We start from the raw sequence: 25,806 nt of genomic DNA on the forward strand, positions 1-25,806 counted from the left end.
ACAGGAGCACCTGGCCCCCTGATGTCGCCCAGTTCGTTCAGCGGGCGGCGGCGGCGTACAGAGGAAGTGTGCAGTACGCCTATCAAATCAGGACCCCGGAGGCCGAGGAGAGCTTCCGGGGCCTGCTGCGTGGCTCCACGATTCGTGCCTACCACTGTACGCGCCTGCTTGAGCCTGAGTTCGCCGTCATTCGCGCCCAGGGGCTGAGGAAGCTCACGGTGGAGCTGCTGCGAGAGCGAATCGACAGGGCGCTCCAGTGCAAGGCCATCACGCGAGCGGAGGCCGAGCACTTCCGCAACGGGCACGCCTTCGCGATTGGCGCGGAAAAGGGCCGCGAGGGGAAGGTGTGCCTCTTCTCGTGCCGGCCGACAGCAGACGACGCCCATTCACTGGAGAACCTCCTCGGCATCTGGGGCGGAGAGGCCATCTACTCGGCAGTGGGCACCGAGTTGTCGCTGAACATGAAGACGCGCGGGAAAATGAACCAGCCGGTTTGGGGGCGAGGAGCGGCGGGGCTCGCGCTCCTGCGCATGCGCATCCTCCGCGGGCACTACATCCACCACCAGGCCCACCTCGGGCGCGTACACCACCAAGGACTGTCCGGGCAGGGCCGCTCCTCGGAAACCCCTCAACGCCTTGAGCCGCTTCTCGCTGGCCGGCAGGTGATTGCCATCCAAGACTCGCACCTGGTAGCCCGCTGCCCACGGCTCTTGCTTCTTCATGGGCCGCACCACCGGCGACAGTCTCTCCGCGCTCCCTTGCACCAGCGCTCGCACCACCTGGGGCTCGGTGCGATTGACTTTGTCGTAGAGCGCCGCCAGCGACACGGTCAAGTCTGGGTCGGACTGCGCCGCGGCGTGCAGCGACGGCCGCAATCCCAGCGCCACCAGCCCCATCAAGTCCACTACCGAGGAGAAGAGCAGCTCTCGCGTGTACTGCCTGTCTCGCTGTGCTTCAAATACCTCGTATTCCGGGCGGTTGCGAGGTAAGGGCGCGATTCTGCTGGGAGTTTCGCACCGCCCGGCGCGGGTTCCTGGCCCCTCGCCCGGCAGCTCCGGGAGCACGCGAACCTCGTCGTCTCGGGGGCACTCTCGAGGAAGGCCGGACGGCCCCGGACTCAGGGCTGGGGCGTGCCTGGTGGTGTGCTGTCTCGGCGGGCCTTCTTCTGCCAGGCCGCCCGGGCGATGGCGTGCGAGGACACGGGCGCGGTGAGCAGCAGGAAGACGCACACCAGCAGGGCGCGGGATACCAGCCGTACCTCTCCCGTGCCCAGGGTCGCCAGCAGGATGGCCGCGACGCCCGGCAACACCGCCTGCCCGGCGGCGTGCAGGCGAAACAGGACGTGCGGCAGCCGGAGGATGCCCAGCACCGACAGCGTGAGGACCAGGGTGCCTCCCAGCACGAGGACGTCCGCGAGCCACTTCACGAGAAGGCTCCCTTCTGCCCGCGCAGGTAGCGCACCGCCACCACCGTCTGGACGAAGGCGATGAGCGCCAGCACCAGCGCCGCGTCCAGGTAGCCCTCGCTGCGCCGGTACGCGGCGAACAGGCCCAGCACCGCCACCAGCACCAGGGTGAGCGTGTCCAGCGCGAGGATGACGTCCACCGCCTCGCGACGGCGTACGGCCACCCCGACCAGTACGCCCAGCAGCCCCGTCAGCCATATCAAGCAGCTGTAGAACACCGCGTCGTGCATGCGTGCACCCTCCTGCTCAGGGGAAGACGGCCCGTTGGTAGCGCCGGTAGAAGTCGTCCAGCTCGCGGCGCAGGGCGTCCGGATCCGTCGCGTCCACCACGTGGAAGCGCATCACCCGGCGCTCCCAGTCCACCTCCAGCAACACCGAGCCGGGCGACAGCGTGGCCACCATCGCGGTCACGTGGACGCCCAGCTCCGAGCGCTCACCCACCGGTACCTCCACCTCTCCATCGCGGTCCACCGGCCGCAGCCCCAGCGTCAGCAGCGCCACCCGCGCGCTGCCCACCAGCGTCTGGCCGAGCGCCGCCGCGAGGAAGCGAGGGAAGTGCATCATCCGCCGCATCACGCCTACCGCCGCCTCGGGAGGCCCGCCCCCGTGCTCTGGCCGGAAGAGCCAGCGCAGCCCCAGGGCCAGCAGCGCGCCCATGGCCAGATCCGCCGGCCGCACGCTGCCCACCATGAGCGCGTATACGCCCGTGAGGAGCAGCAACGGCAGCAGGTGCCGGCTCACCGCGCCCCTCCCAGGCCCGAGGCCGCCAGCTCGCTGGCGCGCAGCAGCGGCTCCGGCCACGCCCCGGCCGCCACCACCGTCAGCGCCAACACCAGCACCCACACCCCGGTCGCCCACCGGTGCCGTGCCTCCTCCCCCGGTTCGTGCTGCCAGGTCCGGAAGAGCGCCAGGAGTGACAGTGCGCTGGAGAGCACCACCAGGCCCGCCAGCACCGCCTGCCCCGTGCCCAGCGCCGCGCGGAGCAGCGCCGCCTTGGCCACGAAGCCCGCCGACAAGGGCACTCCCGCGGTGCTGAAGGCCGCCACCGCGAAGGCCGCGCGCGAGGGCCGCCCCTCCTCACCCAGCGCGAGGAAGAGGGCCGCCTTGTCCACCGAGCCCACCAGCGCCAGCGCCACCGCCGCCGCCAGCCCCCGCGCTCCTCCCACCCCCAGGGCCACCAGCAGCAAGCCCGCCTGCGCGATGGAGGCATAGGCGAGCACCTCCCGCGCGTCCCTGCGTGACAGCGCCAGCAGCGAGCCGTAGACGATGCTCACCCCTCCCAGCACCGCCAGCACTTCCTTCCCGTACTCCAACATGGGCGGCAGCACGTCCCCGCCGAAGCGCAGCAGCCCGTAGCTGCCCAGGTTCGCCAGCGCGCCGGCCAGGAGCGCCGCCACCGTGGGCCCCGTGTCCCGGTACACGGCCGGCGCCCAGAAATGGAAGGGGAAGAGCCCCACCTTCACACCCAGTGCCGACAGCAGCAGCGCCCCCGGCACGTCCAACGGGCGCGCGCCCTCCGTCCGTGTCCACTCCGACACGCCCCCCATGTCCAGCGTGCCCGTCAGCTGGTACAGCATCACCACCGCGCTCAGGAAGAGCACCGAGCCCACCAGGTTCACCATCACGAAGGTGAAGGCCGCGCGTACGTGCGCTGGATCCCCGCCGTAGCTGGCCAGCGCGAAGGCCGCCGTCATGGAGAGCTCGAAGAAGACGTAGAAGTTGAAGGCATCCCCGGTGAGGAAGGCCCCGTTCAACCCCGCGGCCAGGAAGAGCACGAGCGCCGGGAAGGTGCGCGTGCGCACGCCCCGGAGCAGCTCGAAGACGAGCGCGGCCAGCAGCACCGCCACGGACACCCCGCAGAACACCGCGGAGAGCATGTCCGCCCTCATCCGGATGCCCACGCCCACGGGCCACTTCCCGGTGACGAACTCCGGCGGGTGCGCCGAGGCCGCCTCCGGCACCAGCGCCGCGCAGGCGGCCAGCACCCCCGCGAGCCCCACCGCCGCCGTCCAGCCCACTCCCGGCCTCCGGCCGTCCAGGAAGGCGAGTACCCCCGCCAGCACCCACGGCCCCCCCAGCACGACGAGCATCAGGCTCATGCTTCCCCCGGGCCCCGGGCGCGCTCGGCTTCCCGCTCCGCGCGCGCCAGCGCCTCCAGACGCAGCGAGCGGTGGGTGTGCTGCGCCCGGTGCACGAGCGAGAGCAGCAGCGCCGACACGGCGAAGCTGATGACGATGGCGGTGAGGGCCAGCGCCTGCAGCACCGGATCCGTCACGGGCTGGTCCGCGCTCGCGTGGATGGCCTCGCCCCGCTCCCGGAAGCCCGCGGCCAGGGTGAAGAGGATGGAGGCGTTGGAGATGAGCAGCGTGCCGGCGGCCATGCGTACCAGCTCGCGCTCCAGCACCAGCAACACCCCGCAGCCGAAGAGCAGCCCCACGGTGAGGGCGAGCGCGGCGATCATGACGCGTCCTCCTCTTCCGGCACCGCCGCGATGATGCCGTCGATGGTGGCCACGATGAAACCGAAGACGAGCAGGAAGATGCCCACGTCGAAGAGGGCCGCGGTGTGCAACTCCAGTGCGCCCAGGTGCACCACGTGCTCTCCGGGGCGGGGGAAGTGGGTGACCGGGGGGTAGCCCGCCAGCACGGGCCCGAAGGCCACCGCCAGCACCACCATCAACCCCGCGGGGACCAGCGCCGCCGCGTGCCGTACCGGCCACGGACGCCGCGCCTCCTCCCTGCCGAGCACCACGTATTGCAACAGCACCGCGAGGGCCGCCAGCACCCCCGCGCTGAAGCCTCCCCCCGCCTCCGCGTAGCCCCGCACCCACAAGGCCGCGGCGACGACGAGCGCCGGTTGCAGCAACACCCGGGCGATGAGCGGGACGAAGGAGTGCATGTCGCTAGTCCTTTCGCAGCAGGCGCGTGAGCCCCAGCAGTGCCACCACCACCACGCTCACTTCCCCGACCGTGTCCAGCCCCCGCATGTCGCTCAGCACGGCCGTGACGGCATCCTCCGCGTGCGCCGCCTCCGCGGCCCGCAGCTCCACCTCGCCCAGGCGCTCCTCGCGCGTGTGACTGAGCGCGTTCCAGCTCAGCAACGCCGCGCTCCCCCCCGCGACCAATGCCGACAGCAGGTCCCGGCGGCGGGGGCGCAGGGCCTCGGCCTGGGCGCGCTCGAGGCGCTCGCGCGGCAGCAGCCTCAGCAGTGCCGCGAAGAGCAGCGTGAAGGTGGTTTCCACCAGCAGCGCGGTGAGGGCCACGTCCGGCGCGGCGGCGAAGGTGAAGGCGAGCGCGAGGCTGAAGCCCACGCACGACAGCAGCAACACCAGGGACAGGTGGCCGCGGGCCCGCAGCGTGGCGAGCGCGGCTCCCGCGGCGAAGGCCAGCACCAGCAGCAGCGGCACGTCTCCCCAGCCCACGGGCCCGAACGCGAAGCGGCCGCTCACGGGGTGGGCCCACAGCGCCAGCAGGCCCAGCAGCCCCGCCGGCACCAGCACCGCCGCCACGCGGTCGCGCAGATCCCTCACTTCCAGCCGGTGCAGCGCGGAGGAGAGCCAGTCCACTCCCGCCAGCGCCCCGGCATACCCGCGCGCCGGGCCCCATCGTCCGGCCACCTCCATGGCGCGCCCCAGCGGCGCCTCCCACGTGCGCCGGGTGGCCAGCAGCAGCCCGCCCAGGGCCCATGCCGCCAGCGCCAGGAGGTTCTCCGTCCGCGCGTCCAGGTGGTACGCCAGGGACAGCTCCACCGGGTGGCCCACCATCTCCGCGCCCGCCGCCCGCGCGACGTGCTCGAAGGGAGCCGGCCATACGCCGCCCAGGAGCACCGCCGCGGCCAGCACCCCCACCGGTAGGGTGAGCAGCCGGGACGCCCGGTGGACGGGCCCGGGGCGCTTCGTTCCGGCGAAGAGGTCCCACCAGAAGCGGCCGCTATAGGCCAGCGTCAGCCCCGCCCCGAGCGTCCCCGCCACCTTCAACGCCGGCCCCTGCTTGGACAGGGCGTGGAAGAAGACCTCGTCCTTGAAGAAGCCCAGGGTCAGCGGCAGTCCGGCCAGCCCCGCCGCCGCCAACGCGCTGCCCACCGCCAGCCCCGGCAACGCGCGGCCCAGGCCGCCCAGCTCCGAGAGGCGCTCGCGGCCGGTGAGCTGGATGACGGCGCCCGCGGTGAGGAAGAGCGCGGCCTTGCACAGGCCATGGGCCAGCACGTACAGCGGCGCGCCCTCCGCCCCCAGCGCCACCATCACCACCACGTAGCCGTACTGGGCGATGGTGGAGTACGCGAGCACCTCCTTGAGCACGTCCCGGGTGAGCGCCAGCAGGCTGCCGGCGGCCATGGAGGCCAGGCCCACGCCCAGCAGCACCGCTCGCACCTCGGGCGCCTTCTCCAGCAGCGGGTGCAGGCGCTGGAGGAGGAAGACGCCCGCGGCCACCATCGCCGCCGAATGCAGGTACGCGGACACGGGCGTGGGCGCGGCCATGGCGCGCGGCAGCCAGAAGTGGAAGGGCACCTGGGCGCTCTTGCCCAGCGCGGCCACCGCCAGGCATGCCATCGCCACCGTCGTCACCGGGCCCGGCTCCGCGCGCGCCAGCACCTCCGGCAGGGAGAAGCTGCCGTGCGCGTTGGCCAGCAGCAGCACGCCCACGAGGAAGAAGACGGAGGTGGTTCCCGTGACGACGAGCGCGGTGAGCGCCGCCTCCCGTGCCCGCGCTTCCCGCCGATCGAAGCCGATGAGGAGGTAGGAGGTCAGGGTGGTGAGATCCAACGCCACGAAGAGCAGCAGGATGTCCCGTGCCATCACCAGCAGCACCATGGATGCCATGAAGGAGAGCATCAGCACGAGGAAGCGCACCTCCTCGCGCTCCGGCCGGTGCTGCTCCTCCAGGTGGTGGGGGATATAGGCGCGTGAGTAGAGGGCGACGAGGCCGCCCACCCCCAGCGCGAGCGCGCCGTAGAGGACGGAGAGCCCATCCCGGGACAGCTCCAGGTTCACGCCCCAGGTGGGGGCCCACGGCACGGAGATGCTCGCCGGGCCCTGGGCCGCTCCCCAGAACAGCGCGGCCAGGGCCGCGGCCGCGCCCGTCACCCCCACCCACGCCGCCGCGGCCGGACGCCAGGCCCCGGCCACCAGGGCGAGCGGCACGCACAGCACGGCGAGGAGGAGCGGGAGGGTCATCAGCATGCGCGGTCCAATGCGGCGGATGCACACGCTATGGGTCATGCCCGGACGGTTCCCGCGAAACTCCCTGGAGCCCGAGGCAGACGTCGGACTTCGGTCACTCAGGTGTCCACACGCGTGAGCTGGTGGACGGATGCGGCGGATGTATCAGATGAATCAGCCGAGCCACTGGAAGGCCCGGCGGAGCTCCTCCGTGCCCCGCTCCAGGTAGCAGCGCCCGTGGGCGAGCACGATGCGCTCGGGCTGCCACGCGAGCATCCGCCGCAAGCAGGCCCGCGCCTCGTCCTTGCGTCCCAGGAAGGTCAGCCGCAAGTCCACGGGCGCCTTCCCATCCGGGTGCAGATTGCCGGCGAGCCGCAGGAGCCAGCGGAGTCCGGGGCGGACGTGGTCCGCCTCGAAGTTCTCGATGAGGTCGGCGAGCAGGAGGGTGCGGCTGGCCCGGTGCAGGAAGACCACCTCCTCCATGAAGCGGCTGCCGCGGAAGACGAGCTGCTCGAGCTCCGCCCTCCAGTCCGGCGGGGGCGCATCGCCGAGCTCGGCATCGAAGCTCACGGCGATGCCCTGGCTCGCGGCGCGCTCGCGCACGCCCGGCGAGGCCCAGGCCCTCGCCTCCGGGTACGCCGCCTTCCACGCGGCGATGTGGGCGTAGTGAATCTTGTTCGGCGAGACGAGATGGGCGACCCGGCCCAGTGCCTCCACGCGCCGCCGGAGCGGCTCGGACAGGGCGGTGGGCGAGTGCAACCACAGGTCTCCGTTCGCCAGCCGGACAATCGTCATGCGGGTGGGGAAGGGGAGGCGCGTGCCGACGAAGGTCATCCGGACCACCGGACCGTCGACGAGCCATACGTTCTCGGCCAGGGGCTTGGGAACATCGAGTGGCGTGTACAGGCGGATGGGTTCTTCCCATTCCTCCTGGGAGGAGGCGGGACTGGGCGCGGGGCTGTCTTCGAGCGCGGACATGGCGGGTCTCGGAGTATGGCAGCGCCCCGCCCGCGCACCATCGGGCAGACGAGGCGCCTCGCTGTTCCTCACGGCGCGGGGCGTTGCTGCTCGATGACCCGGACCACGCGCGCCGTCGCTCCATCCTCGGGGTCCACCACGAAGGAGACCCGTACCGCCGTGCCCTCGCCCAGCTGCGTTGGCTGTACCGGCTCCCCGTTCCACAACATGCACGTCCGCGGATCGGCATGCAGGTCCATCCGCCGCCCCGTACGGTCCTCCAGGGTCAGCAGATCCTTCGAGACGTGACGCACCGTGCCCGTCACCACGGAGGAGGGCTCGGGCGTGTCCAGGGCCCGAGCGCAGCCCCTCCACTCCTGGGGAATCCCCGCCTGGCCGGAGCCGCCCTGGCCGGACTGCTCCTGCTCGCCTCCAGGGACTTCCACCCGCCGCTCCCCGGGCCAGGTCTGTACGCCCACGTCGTTCGCGATGGCCTCGTACTGCTCGCGCTGCTGGCTCTCCAGCCTCTGCAACTCGCCCATGTCCGCTCCCGGCTCGGGCGAGAGGCCGCCCCGGCCGTCAGGCCCTCGCCCCTCCACCCCCGTCGCCAACGGGACCGGCTCGTCCCGACAGGCCGTGCTTCCCAGGCCCCACACCATCAGCCCCGCCAACACGATTCGCTTCATGAGTCCTTGCCCCCTTGCGTGGTTTTTCCTCCAAACGGTGCGCAGGGGCGGCTCCGGCGAGAACCCGTCCTCCCTTGTTCCTCCCCCTGGCGCCCGTCGGCGCACGGGAGCCGCCGGGTGGGTCGGACCTGCTTCAGCCTGGCGAGCGCGTGGAGTCCTTCGGCCAGGGCCTCCACGGAACCGATCGCTCCAGAAGGCAGTCGCCCCCCCTTCCGGGCACCAGGCCGGCGGGCGCCGCGCGTCTTCCGTGGATGCCGCCCAATTCCTGTCGTTGTTGATGGCACCCACCTGTGGACGTTCAAACGAACGGCGCGGGGGGGGCCGTATCGCCCTCCCCCGCGCCGGGGACTTCGAGCTCCGATCCGGGCGGCTACCGGGTGATGGTCAGCGCGGCGTCGTCGATGAAGAAGCTGGTGGCCAGAGACGAGTCCTCGGTGCCGTAGAAGTAGATGCGAACCGTCTTGCCCGCGTAGGCCTTCAGGTCGAACGACTTCTGCACGTAGCCCGTCTTGTTCAGGTTGCTGTAGCTGGCCAGCGTCGCCAGGACCGAGTTGGAGGTGTTGCGCACCGTCACCGTGAACTTGTCGTAGGCCTTGGTGGTGGTGGTCTCGGCGGTGTCGATGCGCAGCCAGAAGCTCAGCGAGGCACTGCAGGCTCCCGAGGGGATGGTGACGTCCTGGTAGGAGTAGTCGGTGTTGGAGGAGGCGTAGCCGTTGTGCCAGGCCGAGTAGCTGCCCGTGCGCGAGTTGGTGGTGGTGCCGATGACGCCTGAGTCGGCCACCCAGCTCACGTTGCCGCTCTCGAAGCCCGGGTTGAGCAGGAGCTGCTCGGAGATGGAGCAGCTGCCCGTGCTGTTGCTCACGTTCACGGACACCGCGGAGGAGGTGGCCACGTTGCCGGCCGCGTCATAGGCCTTCGTGGTCAGCGAGTAGGTGCCGTCGGCCACCGTGGTGGTGTTCCAGTCGAGGCCGTAGGGCGAGCTGGTGTCGGTGCCGAGCAGGCTGGAGCCGGCGTAGAACTCCACCTTGCTCACGCCCACGTTGTCGCTGGCGCTGGCGCTGATGGTGGTGGTGCCGCTCACCGTGGAGCCGCTGGTGGGCGAGGAGATGGACGTGGTGGGCGCCGTGGTGTCATCGCCGCCTCCGCCTCCGCAGGAGATGAAGGAGCTGTAGAGCAGCAGGTTGGGTGAGCCGCTGCCGATGCTGGTGAGCACGCCGCTGGTGGCGTTGCCCTCCAGCGCCGCCTCCACCTGCGAGGGCGTGGCGCCCGGGTTGCACTGCAGGTAGAGCGCCGCGACGCCGGCCACGTGCGGGCTGGCCATCGAGGTGCCGCTGATGGTGTTGGTGGCCGTGTCGCTGGTGTACCAGGCCGAGGTGATGCTCGAGCCCGGCGCGAAGATGTCCACGCACGAGCCGAAGTTGGAGAACGACGAGCGGGAGTCGTTGCTGGCCGTGGAGCCCACGGTGAGGGCCGCGGCGGCGCGGGCCGGCGAGTAGTTGCACGCGTCCTTGTTGTCGTTGCCCGCCGCGACGGCGTAGACGACGCCGGCGTTGACGGAGTTGGTGACCGCGTTGTCCAGCGTGCTGGAGGCCCCGCCCCCCAGGCTCATGTTGGCCACGGCCGGCTTGACGTGGTTGGCCGTTACCCAGTCCACGCCGGCGATCACGCCCGCGTTGGTGCCCGAGCCGTTGCAGTCCAGCACGCGCACCGGGTGCACGGTGGCCTTCTTCGCGATGCCGTAGGTGGTGCCCGCCGTGGAGCCCGCCACGTGGGTACCGTGGCCGTTGCAGTCATTGGCGGTGCCGCCGGAGGTGACGGCGTCATAGCCGTTGCCCATGCGGCCGGTGAATTCCGTGTGCGTCAGCTTCACGCCCGTGTCGACGATATACGCGTGCACCCCGGTGCCGTCCGCGTTGTAGCTGTAGGTGCTGTTCAACGGCAGGGCGCGCTGGTCCGTCCGATCGATGCCCCAGGTCGCGTTGGACTGCGACGCCGACGCCTGCACGAACCCGTCCTCCTCCACGTACGCCACGCGCGGATCCTCCAGCAACCGCTGCAGGCGCGCCGCGGGCAGGCGCACCGCGAAGCCCTTGAGCGCCGCCGAGTAGGTGTGCAGCACCTGGCCGCCGTGGGCGCTGGCCATCTCCTGGGCGATGGCCGCGGGACCCCGCCGCGCCACGTCCTTCTGGGTGTCGTGGAAGACCACGATGTACTGGTCCGGCACCGCGTTCGGGCTGCGCAGGAGCTGGGCCAGCTGGCCCACGTCCTTGGACTCGATGACCTGGTCCTGCTCGGCCATCGGTTCGCCGCAGGCGCTCAGGCCCAGCACGGAGCAGGTGAACAGCGTCTGGGTCAGCTTCAGCTTCATGGAGACCTCCAGAGGGGGGGAATCGCGGACCAGAAGTCGGCGAAAGCACGCTTATTCGGTGCAATTATCCATCCTGGATGAAATCGTCAGAATGGGCAATATCAATTTATTGGAATTCGATAGAATTCATGGGGGCCCGGTCGAGCGACACCTGGAGGGTGGAGAGGGCTTCGCGCTCTCAAAGGAGCGAAGCCGCGTATTGCAGGCTCAGGGAGCCCACCATCGTCGCGTACGACAGTGTGGGCATGCTGGAGCGCACCCGGATCGCCGAGAGCTCGGCGCGCACCATCCAGCGCGTGGCCAGGTCCACTTCCAGGGCACCGAAGCCATCGAGCTGTGTATCCGAGCGCTCCGGTGCGTTGCCGTACTCACGCCAGGACCAGCGGCCCTCGAGTGAGATCCGTACCGACGTTCCCAGGGGCAGGTAGAGCCCGGCCTGGGGCCCATGCTCGACGTAGGCCAGCTCGGGAGCGGCCGGGGCGGTGAGCCCGGCCCCGTAGCCCCCCCGTGCGATGAGCTTGCCTCCCAGCACGTGGGTGAGCCGCAGCGCCGCCGCATGGCGCATGCCCGAGTAGCCCGCGCTCGGCTCCGGGTGGAAGGTGTCACGCCGCACGCTGTAGCTCGCGTCGAGCCCCGTGGCTCCGGGCTGCCAGCCCAGCGTTGCGGCCAGCTGATGGCCCGTCAGGAAGAGGCCGCCGCCGAGCATGAGCCCCTCCCAGCCATAGTCCGCTCCAAGGCGAAGGCCGCCGCGCATCAACTGCCAGCCAGCCCCCGCCTGCGCGCCCAGGAGATCGAAGCTGCGCAGCCGCGCCTGGCGCCTGCCCTGCACGCGCGCCCGGGCATAGGGGCCTCGGGTTCCCCATGGACTGGCGATGAGGCTCGCGCTGCCCTGGGCCGCCGCGTCCGACGCGATCGCGGGACGGGGGCTCCCGGGCGCGGTGAGCAGGGGGTTGGTGTCGTAGCCTCCCCCCAGTGCGAGCGCCAGGGACAGCCGCCCCTCACGCCGTGAATGCGTGAGGAGTGTCCGCGCCGCCAGCCCCAGCTCGCCGTCGTCTCGGGAGGCGACCCGGGCAAATGCCTCGGCTGCCTTCGCGGCATGGCCACGGCGCTGGGCCAGCAGGCCCAGGAAGAGCTCGGCCGAGGGCGCCAACTCCGCGTCATCGCGCGCGGCCTCCAACAGCCGCCGCGCCTCGTCGTCCTCCTCCAACTCGTAGAGGCAGATGCCCTCCAGCAGATGCGTGGCCGCTCCCAGTTCCTGGGCAGCGGGCAGGCGCAGCAGTGTGAGCGCCTCGCGCCAGTCTCCCGCGTCCATGTGCACCGAGGCGCGGGTGATGAGCGCCTCGGCCTGCTCCTCGCACGCTTGCGTCCTGGAAGAGGTGTCGCCCGGGGCCGGGCAGGGGACCACCGTGAGCAGTGCGGCGAGAAGCGTGAGCATGGGGCGCCCCGAGCAAAAGGAAACCGGATGAGGGAGACAAAGCGGTTGGCCACGAGGCCTCATCCCACCCTTCTCCTGGAGGGGAGAGGGATCTGCCACGTCGTGGCGGGCCAGTGGCCAACCGTCATGTCAGGGAACTACCGCGCGCCGGTCGTTGGCGGCTTGGTGGGCGCGGGCGGCGTGGTAGGCGCGGGCGGCGTGGTGGGCGCGGTCGGCATGGTGGGCGCGGGCGCCGGGGTGCTCGGAGGCGTCGGCATGGTGCCCGGGGCGCCGGGGATGGCGCCCGGAGCGCTGGGGGGGGCGCCCGGAGCGCTGGGGGACACGCCGCCCGAGGCCGCGCTGGCGCGCGACAGGCCCTCGGCGGCCGCGCTGTTGGCCTGCTCGCGGCTGGCCGCGCGCGCCGCCGTCTGCCTCGCGGTGCGCTGGACCTCGCGCGAGGCGACCTTCTCGGCCTGCTCGGCGCCCTGCTTGCGCGCCTGTTGCGCCGCCGCGCGCTGGGCCGCGCCTTTCTTTCCGAAGGCCGTCTCGGTCGCCGCCTGTCGCGCCGCGTCCGAGGCCTGCTCGGGCAGCGTGGGCATCCGGGCGGCGGCGGCGGCCTTCTTCTCCTCGGACGGATTCGAGGGGGCATCGGCCTGCTGCGCCAGGGCAGGCGCGGAGAAGAGGAGCGTGGTGACGACGAGAGTGCGCAGCTTCATGGGGGACGGCCTTTCTGCCGCAAGGGGCGGCAGCTGAGGACCAGAGCAACCCCAATGCCAATACATGCTCCCTCGAAGGCCCACGGATCATGCGCCGCGCCCTGTACCCGCTGGTTCAACTCACGTCCGGCCTGGTACAGGCGCACCTTGGCGCCAGGCTCCATCCCTCGGCCCTCGAGCGCCCCGGCTGACAGTCTTCCCGAGGGAGGGCTTCGCGTGGCGAGGAGGGGGGCGGCCAGCTCTCTCAATGGTGGCGGAGCCGAAGCCGGAAGAGGCGGGCCCACCGCCAGAGGCAGGGGCGAGGGTGGTGCCGAAGAAGGAGCGGATGCCGCGATGGATGGGGAGCCTCCCACGAGGGCGCCTTCGTGCCCGTCATCGGTGGGCCAGGTCGGACGCACTCACGATCCTGGTCGGACTCACGGCCGCGCTCGTCGTGGGCGCGGGGCCGGGAGCAGCCGGAGACACCGGGGGAGGGCTCCGGCCGATGGTTCGGGGTTGCCGTCAGCCCGGGAGGGCTGGGGCGGGAACTACCAGTTGCCGACGTAGAGCCGGGCGAAGCCGTACGTCTTGGTGGTGCCCGAGGTGTTGCTCTTCACCGCGTTCTGGGCCGTGGTGGCGGAGGCGGAGGGGTTGTTGGCCAGGTAGAGCGCCAGCGCACCGGCCACGTGCGGCGAGGCCATCGAGGTGCCGCTCATGGTGGTGGTGCCGCCGCCCTTCTTGGTGGAGAGGATGCTCACGCCCGGGGCCGACAGGTCCACCAGCGAGCCGTAGTTGGTCCACGAGGCGTCGTTGTTGGTGGAGTCATACGCCGCCACGGTGAGGACGGAGGGCTCGCTCGCGGGCGAGTGGTTCGCCGCATCGTCGCCGTCGTTGCCCGCGGCCACCGCCACCGCCACGTTGTTGTTCACCATGTTCGCCGCGGCGTCGTTGATGGACTGGTTGTAGCCGCCGCCCAGCGACATGTTGGCGACCTTGTTCTTCGCCGAGTGGCCGGCCACGAAGTCCATGCCGGAGATGACGCCGGACCAGGAGCCGGAGCCCGAGCAGCTGAGCACCTTCACGCCGTACTGTGCCACGCCGGGGGCCACGCCCACCACGTCGCTGGCGTTGTCCTTGGCGCCCACCGTGCCCGCCACGTGCGTGCCGTGGCCGTTGCAGTCGGTGTTCGGGCCACCGGCGTAGTTCACATGGCCAATCACGTTGAGGTCCGTGTGGCTGGCGTCGATGCCCGTGTCGATGATGAAGACTGTCGGGCCGGTGGTGGTGCCGGAGCCGTTGCCCGCCAGGGTGGAGTTGGTGGTGGAGCCGATGTTGCTGATGCCCCACGGAGTGGTCTGGTTGGCGTACACCACGCCGTCCGCCTCGACACGCAGCACGCTGCTGTCCTTCTGCAGCTTGTTCACCAGCGCCTCGGGGATGTAGCCCGCGAAGCCGTTGAGCGCGTTGCTGTAGACGAAGCTGGGCGCCAGGCCCAGGGCCTTGGCGAACCCCTTGGGCTCCACTCCCTCCTTCAAGGTCACGATGTAGTGGCCCGGGATCTTCCCGTTCTCATCAGCCGTCAGGGCCAGGATGCCCACGTCAATCTCCTGGGCCTGCTCCTCCACATCCGTCTCGGCACCGTTACAAGCGGCGAGGCTCAGAGTGGCCAGGGATACAACGAGTTTTTTCATGTGGACGTCTCCAGGGGTACAGCAGGGGGGACGCCGCTACAGTACGGATAAGTATTTTTACCTTCAATGTTGACAAAGGTGATTTTTAACGAATTTCGAGAAATCGGGAAAGTGCCTGTAAGGCACCACAACTCGAAGAAACAGGGAGCCCGTCCGCGAGGTGCCCGAACTCCGACTGTCCCTGTTGGTACACCCCATTGTCCGTATTCGTACGATTTGAGAATCAATGAACCCTGTGGCCCTGGGTAGGGGCAGCAGCGTCGTGTGCATGACAATTGCTTGAGCCTCGGGGTTGTGCCCCCTCCGCCCCCGAGGTGTCCAAATGCGTCTGTCCGTCCTGTACCTGGTCGTCCTGGGATTCACGTTCGAATCCCGGGCCCAGGTCTCTCCCTCTGAAACTCCCACCCCCTCCATTCAGGGGAGAAAAAAGGCAACCGCCCGCGCTGGGACGAAGGTCGGCAAGAAGGCTGGAAAGAAGACCGGCAAGAAGGCTGGAAAGAAGATGCGGGGAGCAAAGACTCCGCCGGCCCCGGAGGCACTGGAAGCCGAGGCGTTCGAGCCGGCCCCGCTGGCCGCCCAGCCGCCCGCGCCCGTTTCCCCCGCACCGGCTCCGGGCAGTGAACTGCTGGCTCCGCTCGTGGCCGAGCCGGCTCCGGCCCCCGAGCCGGCCGAGGCTCCGGCGGCGGTTGAGGCTCCGGCGGTGGCCGAGGCTCCGGCGGTGGCCGAGGCTCCGGCGGTGGCCGAGGCTCCGGCGGTGGCGGGGCCACGTTTCTTCGTCCTCCCCAAGGTGGGCGCGGTCTTCCCGCAGGTGCTCAGCCCGCTGGCCACCGCGCCGGTGGGGGCGCTGGAGGTGGGGTTCCTCCCGGCACTGGGCCAGCGGTTGGGGGTGGCGGTGGAGGTGGCCTACGGACAGCCCTCGCACACCCGGACCGTGCAGGATCCGCGGCTGTCGGCTCCGGCGACGTACACCCTTCAGGAGCGCACGCTCGGCCTCTTCGCCGGACCCAGGTTCTTCCTCTTCCCCCTCTCCGCGCCGCTGGTGCCCTACGGGGGGTTGGGGATACGGGCGCAGTTCCTGTCGAGCGAGCTGGCCGGGGGCGCTGGGAGCGCGGACTTCGGCGCGCACACCGAGACGGGCCTCCACGTGGCCTTCGCCGGGCAGCTCGGCGCGGGCCTGCGGCTGGGGCCCGGCCATGCGGTGCTGGAGGCGCAGTTCGTCTCCTCGCCCATCCAGCACCTCGTCACGGGCGACGTGAACATCGGCGACGTGGCCACACGCGCCGGCTACCTCCTGTCCTTCTGAATTCCGCGGAGAACCAACGAACCATGTCCTCTCCCTCGTTGCGCCGCGTCTTCGCGGCCCTTCTCTTCCTGTGTATCGCCGGGTGCGAGCGCAAGCTCTCGGGCCCGGCCCCCGCGCTCTCCGCCGTGGCGCCCCTGGCCGTCTGTGGCGAGCAGCTCACCACCGAGGTGGTGCTCTCCGGCGACAGCCTGTCGCCCCTGGTGAGCGATGGCCTCACCGGCGAAGCCCGGGTGAACCTGCCCCAACTGACGCTGGTGCAGGCGCGGTCCATCTCCGGCGAGGCCGGCACGGGCGCCCAGGTGGCGCTACCAGACGATGCCGCCAATCCCTCCTCCGGCCGGGTGCGCTGGAGCAGTGACGGGGAGATGCGCTTCGACATCTTCCCGGAGCTGGGAGTGGCGCCGGGCCTCTACACCGTGCGCGCGGAGAACCGCAACGGCCAGTCGGTGGAGCTGGCCGAGTCCCTGCTGGTGGTGCCGCGGCCCTCCCTCACCGAGGTGCGGCCGGACCTGGTCTGCTCGGACCAGGGGAACACCGTCACCCTCACGGGTGACTTCTTCATCCGCTCGGCGAGCGCGACGCCCACGGTGACGTTCGACGGCATGGCCTTCGCGCCGGCGTCGATGGCGGACTGCCGCGCGCTGCCAGGCAAGGCGGGCCTGGAGGCCTGCCGCGCCCTCACCGTGAGCCTGCCGGCCAAGAGCCTCGAGCCGCGCGGCCACCAGGTGAAGGTGACCAACCCGGCCACCGTCGCGTGCGGCAGCACCGAGTCCGTCACCTTCACCCTGGTGCCCGAGCCCACGCTGGCGAAGGTGGAAGCGGACCTGGTGTGCACGGCGCAGGGGGAGAACACCCTCACCGTCACGGGGACGGGCTTCATCACCGTGGACGCGGCCACCCCCACCCTCATCCTGGGCACCCTGGAGTTGCCGACGGTGGCCTCCGACTGCACCGGCGTGAGCGGCCCCAGGGAGACGGTGACGAGCTGCACCACCCTCACCGCGGTGCTTCCGCCGGACGGCCTGTCGCCCGGCACGTATGACGTGCGGGTGAAGAACCCGGTCCCGGCCGACTGCGCCACCTCGCAGCCGGTGAAGTTCACCGTGGTGCCGCCGCCGAGCGTGGCCGCGGTGGAGCCGGACCTGGCCTGCGCGGCCGAGGGCGGTGTGCTGGTGGCGGTGAAGGGCTCGGGCTTCCTCACGGTGGATGGGCGCCTGCCCTCGGTGAAGCTGGGCTCGCTCTCGCTCACCCCCACCCCCGCGGACTGTACGCCGGTGGAGGGCCCCACCGAGACGGTGCACACGTGCGGCACGCTCAACGTCACCGTGCCGCAGGGCACGGACGTGGGCACGCTGCCGGTGTCCGTCCTCAACCCGGCTCCAGCCGCCTGCTCCTCCTCCGAGTCGGTGAACTTCGTCAGCGTTCCGCCGCCGGCCATCTCCGCGGTGACCCCGGACGTGACATGCGCCGAGGAGTCCAGCGTGGACCTCATGGTGGAGGGCTCGAACTTCCTCACGGTGAACGGGACGTTGCCCGTGGTGAAGGTGGGCTCGCTCACGTTGGATGCGCCGGTGGTCTCCAACTGCACGCCGGTGATGGGAGCGCTCGAGGCTGTCACCTCCTGCTCCTCTTTGAAGGTGACGGTGCCCAGGGCGGCGGCCAGCGGCGAGCTGGCGGTGACGGTGAGCAATCCCGCGCCCGCCGGCTGTACCAGCACCTCGCGCCAGGTGTACCTCGCGCCCGCGCCGGTGCTGATCGCGGCGACGCCGCCCGGCATCTGCAAGGCAGCCACCACGGAGCAGACCATCACCCTGAAGGGGAGCGGCTTCCTCGGGGTGGGCGGTGCCACGCCTGGGGTGACCATCGGCACCGCGGCGTATACCTCGGCGCTCGTCTCCGGCTCCTGCGAGCCGCTGGCCGGTTACTCCCAGGCACTGGAGCGCTGCTCCGAGCTGACGTTCTCGGTGAGCCCGGGCTCGCTGGCGGAGGGGAGCTCGCTCATCACGGTGCGCAACCCGGCGCCGGCCGCATGCGGCAGCACCCAGGAGGTGCTCTTCAACGTGACGTCCCCGCCCACCCTCACCGGGTCGAGCCCCAACAAGGTGTGCTCGGCGGGCGGCAAGGTGGACCTGGTGGGCAGCCACTTCGTGCCGGGCATGGTGGTGCGCCTGCTGTCACCCACGCCGATGACGGCCACGGGCGTGACGGTGAGCGCGGATGGCAATAGCGCGCAGGCCACCTTCAGCGGCCCTCTGCCCCCGGGGGGCCCGTATGACATCGAGATCGTCACCGCGGCGGGGGGCTGCGAGGCCACGGTGGCGGCGGTCCTGTCGGTGACGGATGGGCCGACGGTGTTCTTCGCGGACCCGCCGGTGGTCTACAACGGCATCACCACCCAGGCCACGCTGTACGCCTCGGGCTTCTCGGCGGAGGGGCTGCAGGTGCAGGTTCGCCCGAGCGGGACGGCCGAGCCCTTCGTCACGGTGCCCTCGCAGTACAACCCGTCCAAGGCCAACCGCATCCTCTTCACGGTGGCCCAGGAGACGCCCGCGGGCAGCTATGACGTGCGCGTGGTGGATGGCGCCACCACCACCTGCCCGGGTGAGCTGACGGCTGCCTTCAAGGTGGTGGACCAGACGACGCTCCGCCTCACCAGCATCCAGCCGCCCTTCGGCTCCACCTTGGAGAACACGGCGGTGGAGCTCTCGGCCGATGCCACGGTGGGCGGGGGGCTACAGGGGCTGCCGCGCTTCTACCTCAACCCGGCGACGGCCGGCGCGGTGGCGGTGCCGCTCGAGTCGGTGGCGGTGAACAGCACCTCGAAGGCCACGGCCGTGGTGCCCTCGGGCCAGTTGGCGGGCTTGTATGATGTCATCGTCGTCAACCCGGATGGCGCGGTGGGCGTGCTCGATGACGCCTACACCATCCTCGCCGACAAGCTGCCGGGCATCGCGACCGTCAATCCGGGCTCGCTCCTCACGGGCCAGTCCGCGGCGGCCTTCGAAGTGAAGGGGGAGAACTTCCGCACTCCCGCGGTGGCGCTGCGGTGCCTGGATGGCAGCACCGGCGCCATCACCACGGTGCCGGCCACCGTTGCCTCCGTCGACACCGCGGGCACGCTCCTCCAGGCCACCGTGGACTCCTCCAGCTTCGCCAACGGGCAGGCCTGTGTGGTGCGGGTGACCAACGCGGACACGAGCTACGCGGAGTACTCGAGCCTGGTCTTCACCAACGCGGCGCAGAAGCTGACGGCGTTCAACTCCGGCCCCGCGCTGGGAACGCCCCGGCGGGCGCCGGTGGCCGCGGGTGGCAGGGCCACCAGTGCCGCCCAGTTCCTCTATGTCCTTGGTGGGGACAATGGCACGGAGGCGGGGGCGTACGCCTCGGTGGAGTCCGCTCCCCTGGACATCTTCGGCCTCCCCAGCGGCTACTTCCCGCAGCCCAACGCCCTGACGGTGCCGCGCACCCGGGCAACCGGTCAGCGGGTGGGTGACTTCCTCTACGTGGCGGGTGGCCGGGACGCCAGCGGGGTGCACACCACCGTGGAGCGCGCCTTCATCCTCAAGCCGAAGGACAAGGTGAACATCACCGACCTGGATGTCGCCATCTCCACGGAGAAGGGCCTGCCCAGGGGGGTGTACTTCTACCGGGTGGCGGCGGTGATGGGCTCGGCGGATGCGTTCAACCCCGACGGGGAGAACCTTCCGTCCGATCCGTTCCCCGTCTCGCTGCCCGCGCTGGAGGGTAGGGGCCTGGTGCTCACCGTTCGCTGGGCCGGCGTCTCCGGTGCCGTGAAGTACCGCGTCTACCGCACCACGGCGGACGCGCGGGCCGGCACGGAGAGGTTGCTCGCGGAGGTGCCGTCGACACAGGCCTGGTTCACCGACGACGGCAGCCTCACCCCCGGAGGGGCCTCGCCGCTGCCCATCGGCGCCACGGGCCGGTGGTCGGTGGTGGCCCACCTCACCGCGGGGCGTGACGGAGCCACCTCCGTCGTGCTGCCGGGTCCGGCCGACACCTCCACGAAGACGGAGGTGCACTACCTCTACGTGCTGGGTGGCAAGGACGAGACCGGCAATCTGCTCGGCTCGTACGATCTGCTCCCCATCACCCTCGACACGGCGACGGGCGCCCACACCCTGGGCACCCTCACCGCTGGCTCCAGCACCTTCACCGCACGCTGGCAGCACGGGGCGTTCGCGGCCCCCCTCTCCACGGGCCAGTACATCTATGTGGCTGGCGGGTTCGTGAAGAGCTCGGCGGGTGAGAGCACGACCTCCACCATCCAGGTGGCGAAGGTGGGGACTGGCGGGGCGCTGGAGGCGTGGGGGAGCCTGGGCTCGATGAACCCCTCACGCGCCGGCTTCGTGGCCATCCAGGCGAACAACACGCTCTTCGCGTTCTGCGGCCAGAACGGCAGCGCCAGCGCGGACAGCACCCAGGCGGTCATCTCCTCCTCGCCTCCCGCACTGGATGCGTGGAGCAACACGAGGGCGCCGATGAGTGTGGCGCGCTACCTCCCGGGCGGCACGCTGCATGGGGCCTTCATCTACGTCGTTGGTGGAAGGAGCGACACCGGCATCACCTCCACCACGGAGCAGATCATCTGGTAGCCGTGAGGTAGTCGTCGCATGAAGGGTCTGGGTCTCCCGAAACGGCTGGCGTGTCCAGCACGGCCGGCCAGCCGTTCGGGAGATGCAGGGACAGCTCGCGCACGAGCTGTCCGCGCACCCAACGGATGCCTCGGCTCCAGGGAGGCAACGGGTCGGGATGCGTGGGCAGCCGCGAGGCCGGGGAGGGGAGGGCGGGCCCGGAGGGGCGCCTCAGGACAGCAGGCGCCAGGGCGCGGGGCGGGACGGCCGGGGCTTCAGCCACCGCAGGCCACCGAGCAGCAGGCCCACGCCCACCACCGTCGCGCGCAGGCCCCAGCGCGCCGGGGGCTTGCCCAGGCCATTCGTCACCCAGCCCCGCTCGGGGTACTCACCCGCGGGGCCCGCGCGCCCGTACGCCTTGGCCATCCGTATCACCTGCGCCATGTGCAGGGCCTTGCGATCCGTGTTCTGGGCAATCTGCTCCCGGCAGCTGAAGCCATCCGCGATGATGAGCGAGTCCCTGGGCGTCTGCCTCACCTTGGGCAGCAGCACGCGCTCACCCACCTTCTGGGAGACCTCGTACTTCTCTCCCTCCTCGAAGCCGAACGAGCCCGCCATGCCACAGCAGCCCGTCTCCGGCATCTGGTAGTCCAGCCCCAGCTTGTCGAGCAGGCCTTCCTCGTCCTGCATCTTGAAGAGCGACTTGTGGTGGCAGTGCCCGTGCACCACCGCCTTCTTCTCCAGGCGCGGAGGCCGCCAGTTCTCCGCGTACTTGCCGAGGAACTCGCTGAAGAGGAACGTCTGCCGCCGCAACTGCCGGGCGAGCCCCCAGTCCGGGAAGAGGTTGCGCAGCTCGTCGCGGAACACGGACACGCAGCTCGGCTCCAGGCCCACGAGCGGCACGCCCTCTTCGATGTACGGCCGGAGCCGCTCGACCGTGCGCCGCAGCATCCACTTCGCCGTGGGCAGCATGCCGAAGTCGTAGAGCGGCCGGCCGCAGCACAGGAATCCCTGGGGCACCACCACCTCGAAGCCCGCGTCCTCCAGCACCTCCAGCGCCGAGGCCGCCGTCTCCGGGAAGAAGTGGTTGTTGAAGGTGTCCGGCCACAGCAGCACCCGCGAGTGGCCCTGGTTGCGCGGCGTCGGCCGCTGCCGTCCCACCCAGCGCTGGAAGGACTCGGGCGCGAAGCGGGGCATGGGCCGCTTCGTGGTGATGCCCCCCAGCTTTTGGAGGATCTCCTTGGAGGGCGAGTGCCGCATGAGGAGGTTCACCAGCCCCGGCGCGATCATGGCCGCCCGCGCCCAGAACATGATGAGGCCCATGGCGTAGGCGGTCCTCGGGCGCAGGTGTCCCTTGTAGTAGTGCGAGAGGAACTCCGCCTTGTACGTGGCCAGGTCCACGTTCACCGGACAGTCCCCCTTGCATCCCTTGCACGACAGGCACAGCTCCAGCGACTCCTTCACGTGCTCGTCGCGCCAGCCCTTCTTGATGACCTGGCCCTGCAACATCTCGAAGAGGATGTGCGCCCGGCCGCGCGTGGTGTGCTTCTCCTCCTTCGTCACCATGTAGCTGGGGCACATGGTGCCGCCGCTGTCCCGCCGGCACTTACCCACGCCCACGCAGCGCTCGGTGGCCCGGTGGAAGAGGCCGTCGTCATCCGGGAACTTGAAGTGCGTCCGGGGCTTCCACGTCCGCTCATTGTAGTCCCGGCCCAGGCGCAGCTCGTGGTCGATGGGGTGGGCATCCACCACCTTGCCCGGGTTCATCTTCCCCCGTGGATCCCAGATGCTCTTGAACTCGCGGAAGGCGCGCACCAGCTCCGGGCCGAACATGCGCGGGAGGAACTCGCCGCGTGCCTGCCCGTCCCCATGCTCGCCCGACATCGAGCCCCCCATGGACACGCACAGGTCCACCGCCTCGTTGATGAAGGCGCGGTACTTCTGGATGCCCCTGGCGGAGGTGAGGTCGAAGTCGATGCGCGTGTGCACGCACGCCTGGCCGAAGTGGCCGTAGAGCGAGGCGTCATAGCCATATTTGTCGTACAGCTTGCTCAGGCCGCGAAGGTAGCTCCCCAGCCTCTCCGGAGGCACCGCCGAGTCCTCCCATCCGGGCCAGGCGTCCGGCTTGCCGGGCACGCGAGCGGTGGCGCCCAGGCCCGACTCGCGGATCTTCCACACGTGTTCGATGTCTTCCATGTCCGAGTACAGCCGCATGTCCTCCAGCGGCTGCCGGCTCTTGCGCAGCTCGGCCATTACCTCGCGCGCCCGCTCGATGGCCTCCTCCTTCGTGTTCCCGCCGAACTCGAGCATGAGGTAGCCCTGGCCCTCCGGCAGCAGATGGAGGAACTCCGCGTGCGAGCTCTTGGGGCGGATGGAACGGTGCTCGCTCGTGTGGCCCTTCACGACGACGTTGTTGATGAGCTTGTGATCCAACCCCTCCAGCGCGAGCGGCTTGAAGCGCGCGGCCAGCTCATGGGCGTGGTCTCCCGCGGTGTAGATGTCACGGTAGCCGAGCAGCACCACCACCCGGTGCGGTGGGCTGTGGATGAGCCTCAGCTTCGCCGTGAGGAGGGTGACGCACGTGCCCTCGGAGCCCACCAGGGCGCTCGCCACGTCGAAGCCGTGCTCGGGCAGCAGCGCCTCCAGGTTGTAGCCGGAGATGCGCCGGGGGATGGGTGGGTAGCGGCGGCGGATTTCGTCCGCGTAGCGATCCCGGAGGTCGCGCAGCCTGCGGTAGATGTCGCCGCGCCGGCCGCCGGAGCGGATGATGGCCTGGAGCTCCTCCTCGGAGGTGGGGCCCACCTTCAGGCGCAGGCCGTCATAGGTGAGCACGTCCAGCTCCAGCACGTTGTGGGAGACGGGTCCGGCCATCTGCGCGTGCGCACCGCACGCGTTGTTGCCCAACATGCCACCCAGGGTGCAGTGGGTGTGCGTGGCCGGATCCGGGCCGAAGGTGAGGTGGTAGCGCTCGGCCTCGTTGCGCAGGGTGTCGAGCACGGTGCCGGGCAGCACGCGGGCCGTCTTCGTCCCCGAGTCCACCTCCAGCACCTTGTTCAGGTACTTCATCCAGTCGATGACCACGGCGATGTTGCAGCACTGGCCCGCGAGGCTGGTGCCGCCGCCGCGCGACAGCAGCGGGGCGCCGTATTCCCGGCAGACGCGCACCGTCTGGAGGACGTCGTCGAGGCTCCGGGGGATGACGACGCCAATGGGCACCTGGCGGTAGTTGGAGGCATCGGTGGCGTAGAGCGCTCGGCTGCCGTCATCGAAGCGGACCTCGCCCTCCACCGAACGGCGCAGGTCGGCCTCCAGCCCCCGCACGTCCACCATGACATCGCCGCCTTGCGAGCCTGGGAGCGTGTGTGGTGTGGGCCGCTTGCGTGACATCCTCGACAGCGTGCGTTGGATGGCGTCCATGGGCCGCATGCCTGCTTCCTCCCCCGTTCGTGCCTCACGATGCGCGGGCACGCGTGTGAAGCTAGGCACCTCGCGCCAGGGCAAAGGGTGGACCTCATGAGATCCCGAATGTGCTCCCTCGCCCGCCAGCCCCAGGGCGCATGGGGCGAGGCCCCTCGCGCCTGTTCGCTATGAGCGGGTTCCACTCCCCGTGGGGGGATACGCAGGTTGAGCGGCGAAGTCATCTCGCATGGGGAGCCTCGATGAGTGCCACTGTCAGCGACTACCTGCTCTATCGCCTCACGCAGTGGGGCATCCGCCGCCTCTACGGATACCCGGGGGACGGCATCAACGGAATCCTCGGCGCGCTCGGGCGCAACTCCGAGTTCCAGTTCATCCAGGCACGCCACGAGGAGATGGCGGCCTTCATGGCCTGCGCCCATGCGAAGTTCACGGGCGAGGTGGGCGTGTGTCTGGCCACCTCGGGTCCGGGGGCCATCCACCTGCTCAACGGCCTCTATGACGCGAAGCTGGACCATCAGCCCGTGGTGGCCATCGTGGGCCAGCAGAAGAGCATGGGGTTGGGTGGCCACTACCAGCAGGAGGTGGACCTGCCCGTGCTCTTCAAGGACGTGGCGAGCGAGTACACCGTCATGGTCTCCAACCCCTCGGCCATCCGCCACGCGGTGGACCGGGCCATGCGCATCGCCCAGGCCTCGCGCACGGTGACGTGCATCATCATCCCCAACGACGTGCAGGAGGAGCCCTATCAGCGGCCTCCCCAGGTGCACGGCTCCATCCACTCCAGCGTGGGCTACAGCGAGCCGCGCGTGATTCCCCAGGAGAAGGATTTGCGGCGCGCCGCCGACGTGCTCAACGAGGGCAAGAAGGTGTCCATGTTGGTGGGGGCCGGCGCCCTGCGCGCGGCGGACGAAATCGTCGAGGTGGCGGACCTCCTGGGCGCGGGCGTGGCCAAGGCGCTGCTCGGCAAGGCGGTGCTGCCGGACGACCTGCCCTTCGTCACTGGGGCCATTGGCCTGCTGGGCACCAAACCCAGTTGGGACATGATGATGGAGTGCGACACCCTCCTCATGGTGGGCACCAGCTTCCCCTATTCGGAGTTCCTCCCGCCCGAGGGCCAGGCGCGCGGCGTGCAGATCGACGTCGACGGGCGCATGCTCGCCATCCGCTACCCCATGGAGGTGCCGCTCGCGGGTGACGCCAAGGAGACGCTGCGCGCGCTCATTCCGCTGCTCAAGCGCAAGGAGGACCGGAGCTGGCGTGACTCCATCGAGAAGAACATCCGCCAGTGGTGGAAGGTGGTGGAGGGGAGGGCGATGAACGACGCCAACCCCATCAACCCGCAGCGCGTCTTCTGGGAGCTGTCGCCGAAGCTGCCCGACGGAGTCATCCTCTCGTCGGACTCGGGCTCGGCGGCCAACTGGTTCGCGAGGGATTTGAAGGTCCGCAAGGGGATGATGGCGTCCTTGTCGGGCAACCTGGCCACCATGGGCTGCGGTGTTCCGTATGCCATTGGCGCCAAGTTCGCCTACCCGGACCGGCCCGTCATCGCCCTGGTGGGCGACGGCGCCATGCAGATGAACGGCAACAGCGAGCTCGTCACCATCGCCAGGTACTGGAAGGAGTGGAAGGACCCCCGGCTCATCATCCTGGTGCTCAACAACCGGGACCTGAACCAGGTGACGTGGGAGCAGCGCGTGCTGGCGGGAGACCCGAAGTACCCGGCATCGCAGGACCTGCCGGACTTCCCCTATGCCCAATACGCCGAGTCGATCGGCCTGCGCGGCATCCGCGTGGACAGGCCGGACCAGATTGCCCGCGCCTGGGATCAGGCGCTGAGCGCGGACCGTCCGGTGGTGCTCGAGGCGTACACGGATCCCGACGTGCCGCCGCTGCCGCCGCACATCTCCCTCGAGCAGGCGAAGCACTTCTCGGAAGCCATCTTCAAGGGAGACGAGAGAGCGGTCGGCGTCATCAAGCAGTCCATCAAGGGCATGGTGGAGCAGCTCAAGCCTCACAAGAAGGACTAGATCCGGCCCACGGGAACGACGCGAGGGGAG

General features: G+C 70.3%; 17 protein-coding genes and 1 pseudogene. 3 read left to right on the forward strand and 15 right to left on the reverse strand.

The genetic code is table 11. The features are described from left to right. Positions 1-518 precede the first annotated feature (518 nt). From JQX13_RS38115 to JQX13_RS38180, 14 genes and pseudogenes are all read right to left on the reverse strand, one after another. Positions 519-998: pseudogene (locus JQX13_RS38115) on the reverse strand (IS4 family transposase); the annotation flags it as partial. Between the two features lie 119 nt (positions 999-1,117). After that, positions 1,118-1,426, reverse strand: coding sequence for a cation:proton antiporter (locus JQX13_RS38120; protein ID WP_203404335.1), 309 nt, complete (start codon positions 1,424-1,426; stop codon positions 1,118-1,120). Then, positions 1,423-1,695 carry a monovalent cation/H+ antiporter complex subunit F gene (locus JQX13_RS38125; RefSeq protein ID WP_203404336.1) on the reverse strand — a complete coding sequence of 91 codons (273 nt, stop codon included), beginning with the start codon at positions 1,693-1,695 and terminating at the stop codon, positions 1,423-1,425. Before JQX13_RS38125 ends, JQX13_RS38120 begins: the two co-directional genes overlap by 4 nt. A gap of 16 nt (positions 1,696-1,711) precedes the next feature. After that, a complete protein-coding gene (locus tag JQX13_RS38130) occupies positions 1,712-2,206 on the reverse strand; it encodes a Na+/H+ antiporter subunit E (protein WP_203404337.1) in 495 nt (164 codons plus the stop codon). Beyond that, positions 2,203-3,564: a complex I subunit 5 family protein gene (locus JQX13_RS38135; protein ID WP_203404338.1), complete on the reverse strand. Its 1,362-nt coding sequence runs from the start codon at positions 3,562-3,564 to the stop codon at positions 2,203-2,205. The genes JQX13_RS38130 and JQX13_RS38135 overlap by 4 nt, the downstream gene beginning before the upstream one ends. Beyond that, on the reverse strand, positions 3,561-3,926 hold the full coding sequence (locus tag JQX13_RS38140) for a sodium:proton antiporter (RefSeq protein ID WP_203404339.1): 366 nt from the start codon (positions 3,924-3,926) through the stop codon (positions 3,561-3,563). Before JQX13_RS38140 ends, JQX13_RS38135 begins: the two co-directional genes overlap by 4 nt. Next, positions 3,923-4,363 carry an MnhB domain-containing protein gene (locus JQX13_RS38145; protein WP_203404340.1) on the reverse strand — a complete coding sequence of 147 codons (441 nt, stop codon included), beginning with the start codon at positions 4,361-4,363 and terminating at the stop codon, positions 3,923-3,925. The genes JQX13_RS38140 and JQX13_RS38145 overlap by 4 nt, the downstream gene beginning before the upstream one ends. A gap of 4 nt (positions 4,364-4,367) precedes the next feature. Next, positions 4,368-6,683, reverse strand: a complete 2,316-nt coding sequence (locus tag JQX13_RS55670; protein ID WP_275424903.1) for an NADH-quinone oxidoreductase subunit 5 family protein — start codon at positions 6,681-6,683, stop codon at positions 4,368-4,370. Between the two features lie 114 nt (positions 6,684-6,797). Then, on the reverse strand, positions 6,798-7,601 hold the full coding sequence (locus JQX13_RS38155; RefSeq protein ID WP_203404341.1) for a DUF4336 domain-containing protein: 804 nt from the start codon (positions 7,599-7,601) through the stop codon (positions 6,798-6,800). Positions 7,602-7,669: 68 nt separating this feature from the next. After that, positions 7,670-8,266, reverse strand: a complete 597-nt coding sequence (locus tag JQX13_RS38160) for a hypothetical protein (protein ID WP_203404342.1) — start codon at positions 8,264-8,266, stop codon at positions 7,670-7,672. 370 nt (positions 8,267-8,636) lie between these two features. Then, positions 8,637-10,634 carry a S8 family serine peptidase gene (locus JQX13_RS38165; protein WP_203404343.1) on the reverse strand — a complete coding sequence of 666 codons (1,998 nt, stop codon included), beginning with the start codon at positions 10,632-10,634 and terminating at the stop codon, positions 8,637-8,639. A gap of 178 nt (positions 10,635-10,812) precedes the next feature. Next, the gene (locus JQX13_RS38170) at positions 10,813-12,069 is read right to left on the reverse strand and encodes a tetratricopeptide repeat protein (RefSeq protein ID WP_203404344.1); all 1,257 of its coding nucleotides are present in this window, start codon (positions 12,067-12,069) and stop codon (positions 10,813-10,815) included. 137 nt (positions 12,070-12,206) lie between these two features. Continuing rightward, positions 12,207-12,764 (reverse strand): hypothetical protein, encoded by a 558-nt coding sequence (locus JQX13_RS38175; RefSeq protein ID WP_203404345.1) that lies wholly within the window; start codon positions 12,762-12,764, stop codon positions 12,207-12,209. Between the two features lie 527 nt (positions 12,765-13,291). After that, a complete protein-coding gene (locus JQX13_RS38180) occupies positions 13,292-14,434 on the reverse strand; it encodes a S8 family serine peptidase (protein ID WP_203404346.1) in 1,143 nt (380 codons plus the stop codon). A 502-nt stretch (positions 14,435-14,936) separates the two neighbouring features. On the opposite strand from JQX13_RS38180, the gene JQX13_RS38185 reads away from it, so the two are divergent. Further along, positions 14,937-15,737, forward strand: coding sequence for a hypothetical protein (locus tag JQX13_RS38185; RefSeq protein ID WP_203404347.1), 801 nt, complete (start codon positions 14,937-14,939; stop codon positions 15,735-15,737). A 23-nt stretch (positions 15,738-15,760) separates the two neighbouring features. Further along, complete coding sequence (locus JQX13_RS38190) at positions 15,761-20,350, forward strand: hypothetical protein (protein ID WP_203404348.1); 4,590 nt, start codon at positions 15,761-15,763, stop codon at positions 20,348-20,350. A 210-nt stretch (positions 20,351-20,560) separates the two neighbouring features. On the opposite strand, the gene JQX13_RS38195 is transcribed toward JQX13_RS38190, so the two are convergent. Further along, positions 20,561-23,755 (reverse strand): FAD-binding and (Fe-S)-binding domain-containing protein, encoded by a 3,195-nt coding sequence (locus tag JQX13_RS38195; protein WP_203404349.1) that lies wholly within the window; start codon positions 23,753-23,755, stop codon positions 20,561-20,563. Positions 23,756-23,988: 233 nt separating this feature from the next. Between JQX13_RS38195 and JQX13_RS38200 the strand changes: the two genes are divergently transcribed. Next, positions 23,989-25,776, forward strand: a complete 1,788-nt coding sequence (locus tag JQX13_RS38200; RefSeq protein ID WP_203404350.1) for a thiamine pyrophosphate-requiring protein — start codon at positions 23,989-23,991, stop codon at positions 25,774-25,776. The last annotated feature ends 30 nt before the right edge of the window (positions 25,777-25,806 follow it).

It is taken from the genome of Archangium violaceum, from assembly GCF_016859125.1.
GTDB classification, from domain to species: Bacteria; Myxococcota; Myxococcia; order Myxococcales; family Myxococcaceae; genus Archangium; species Archangium violaceum_A.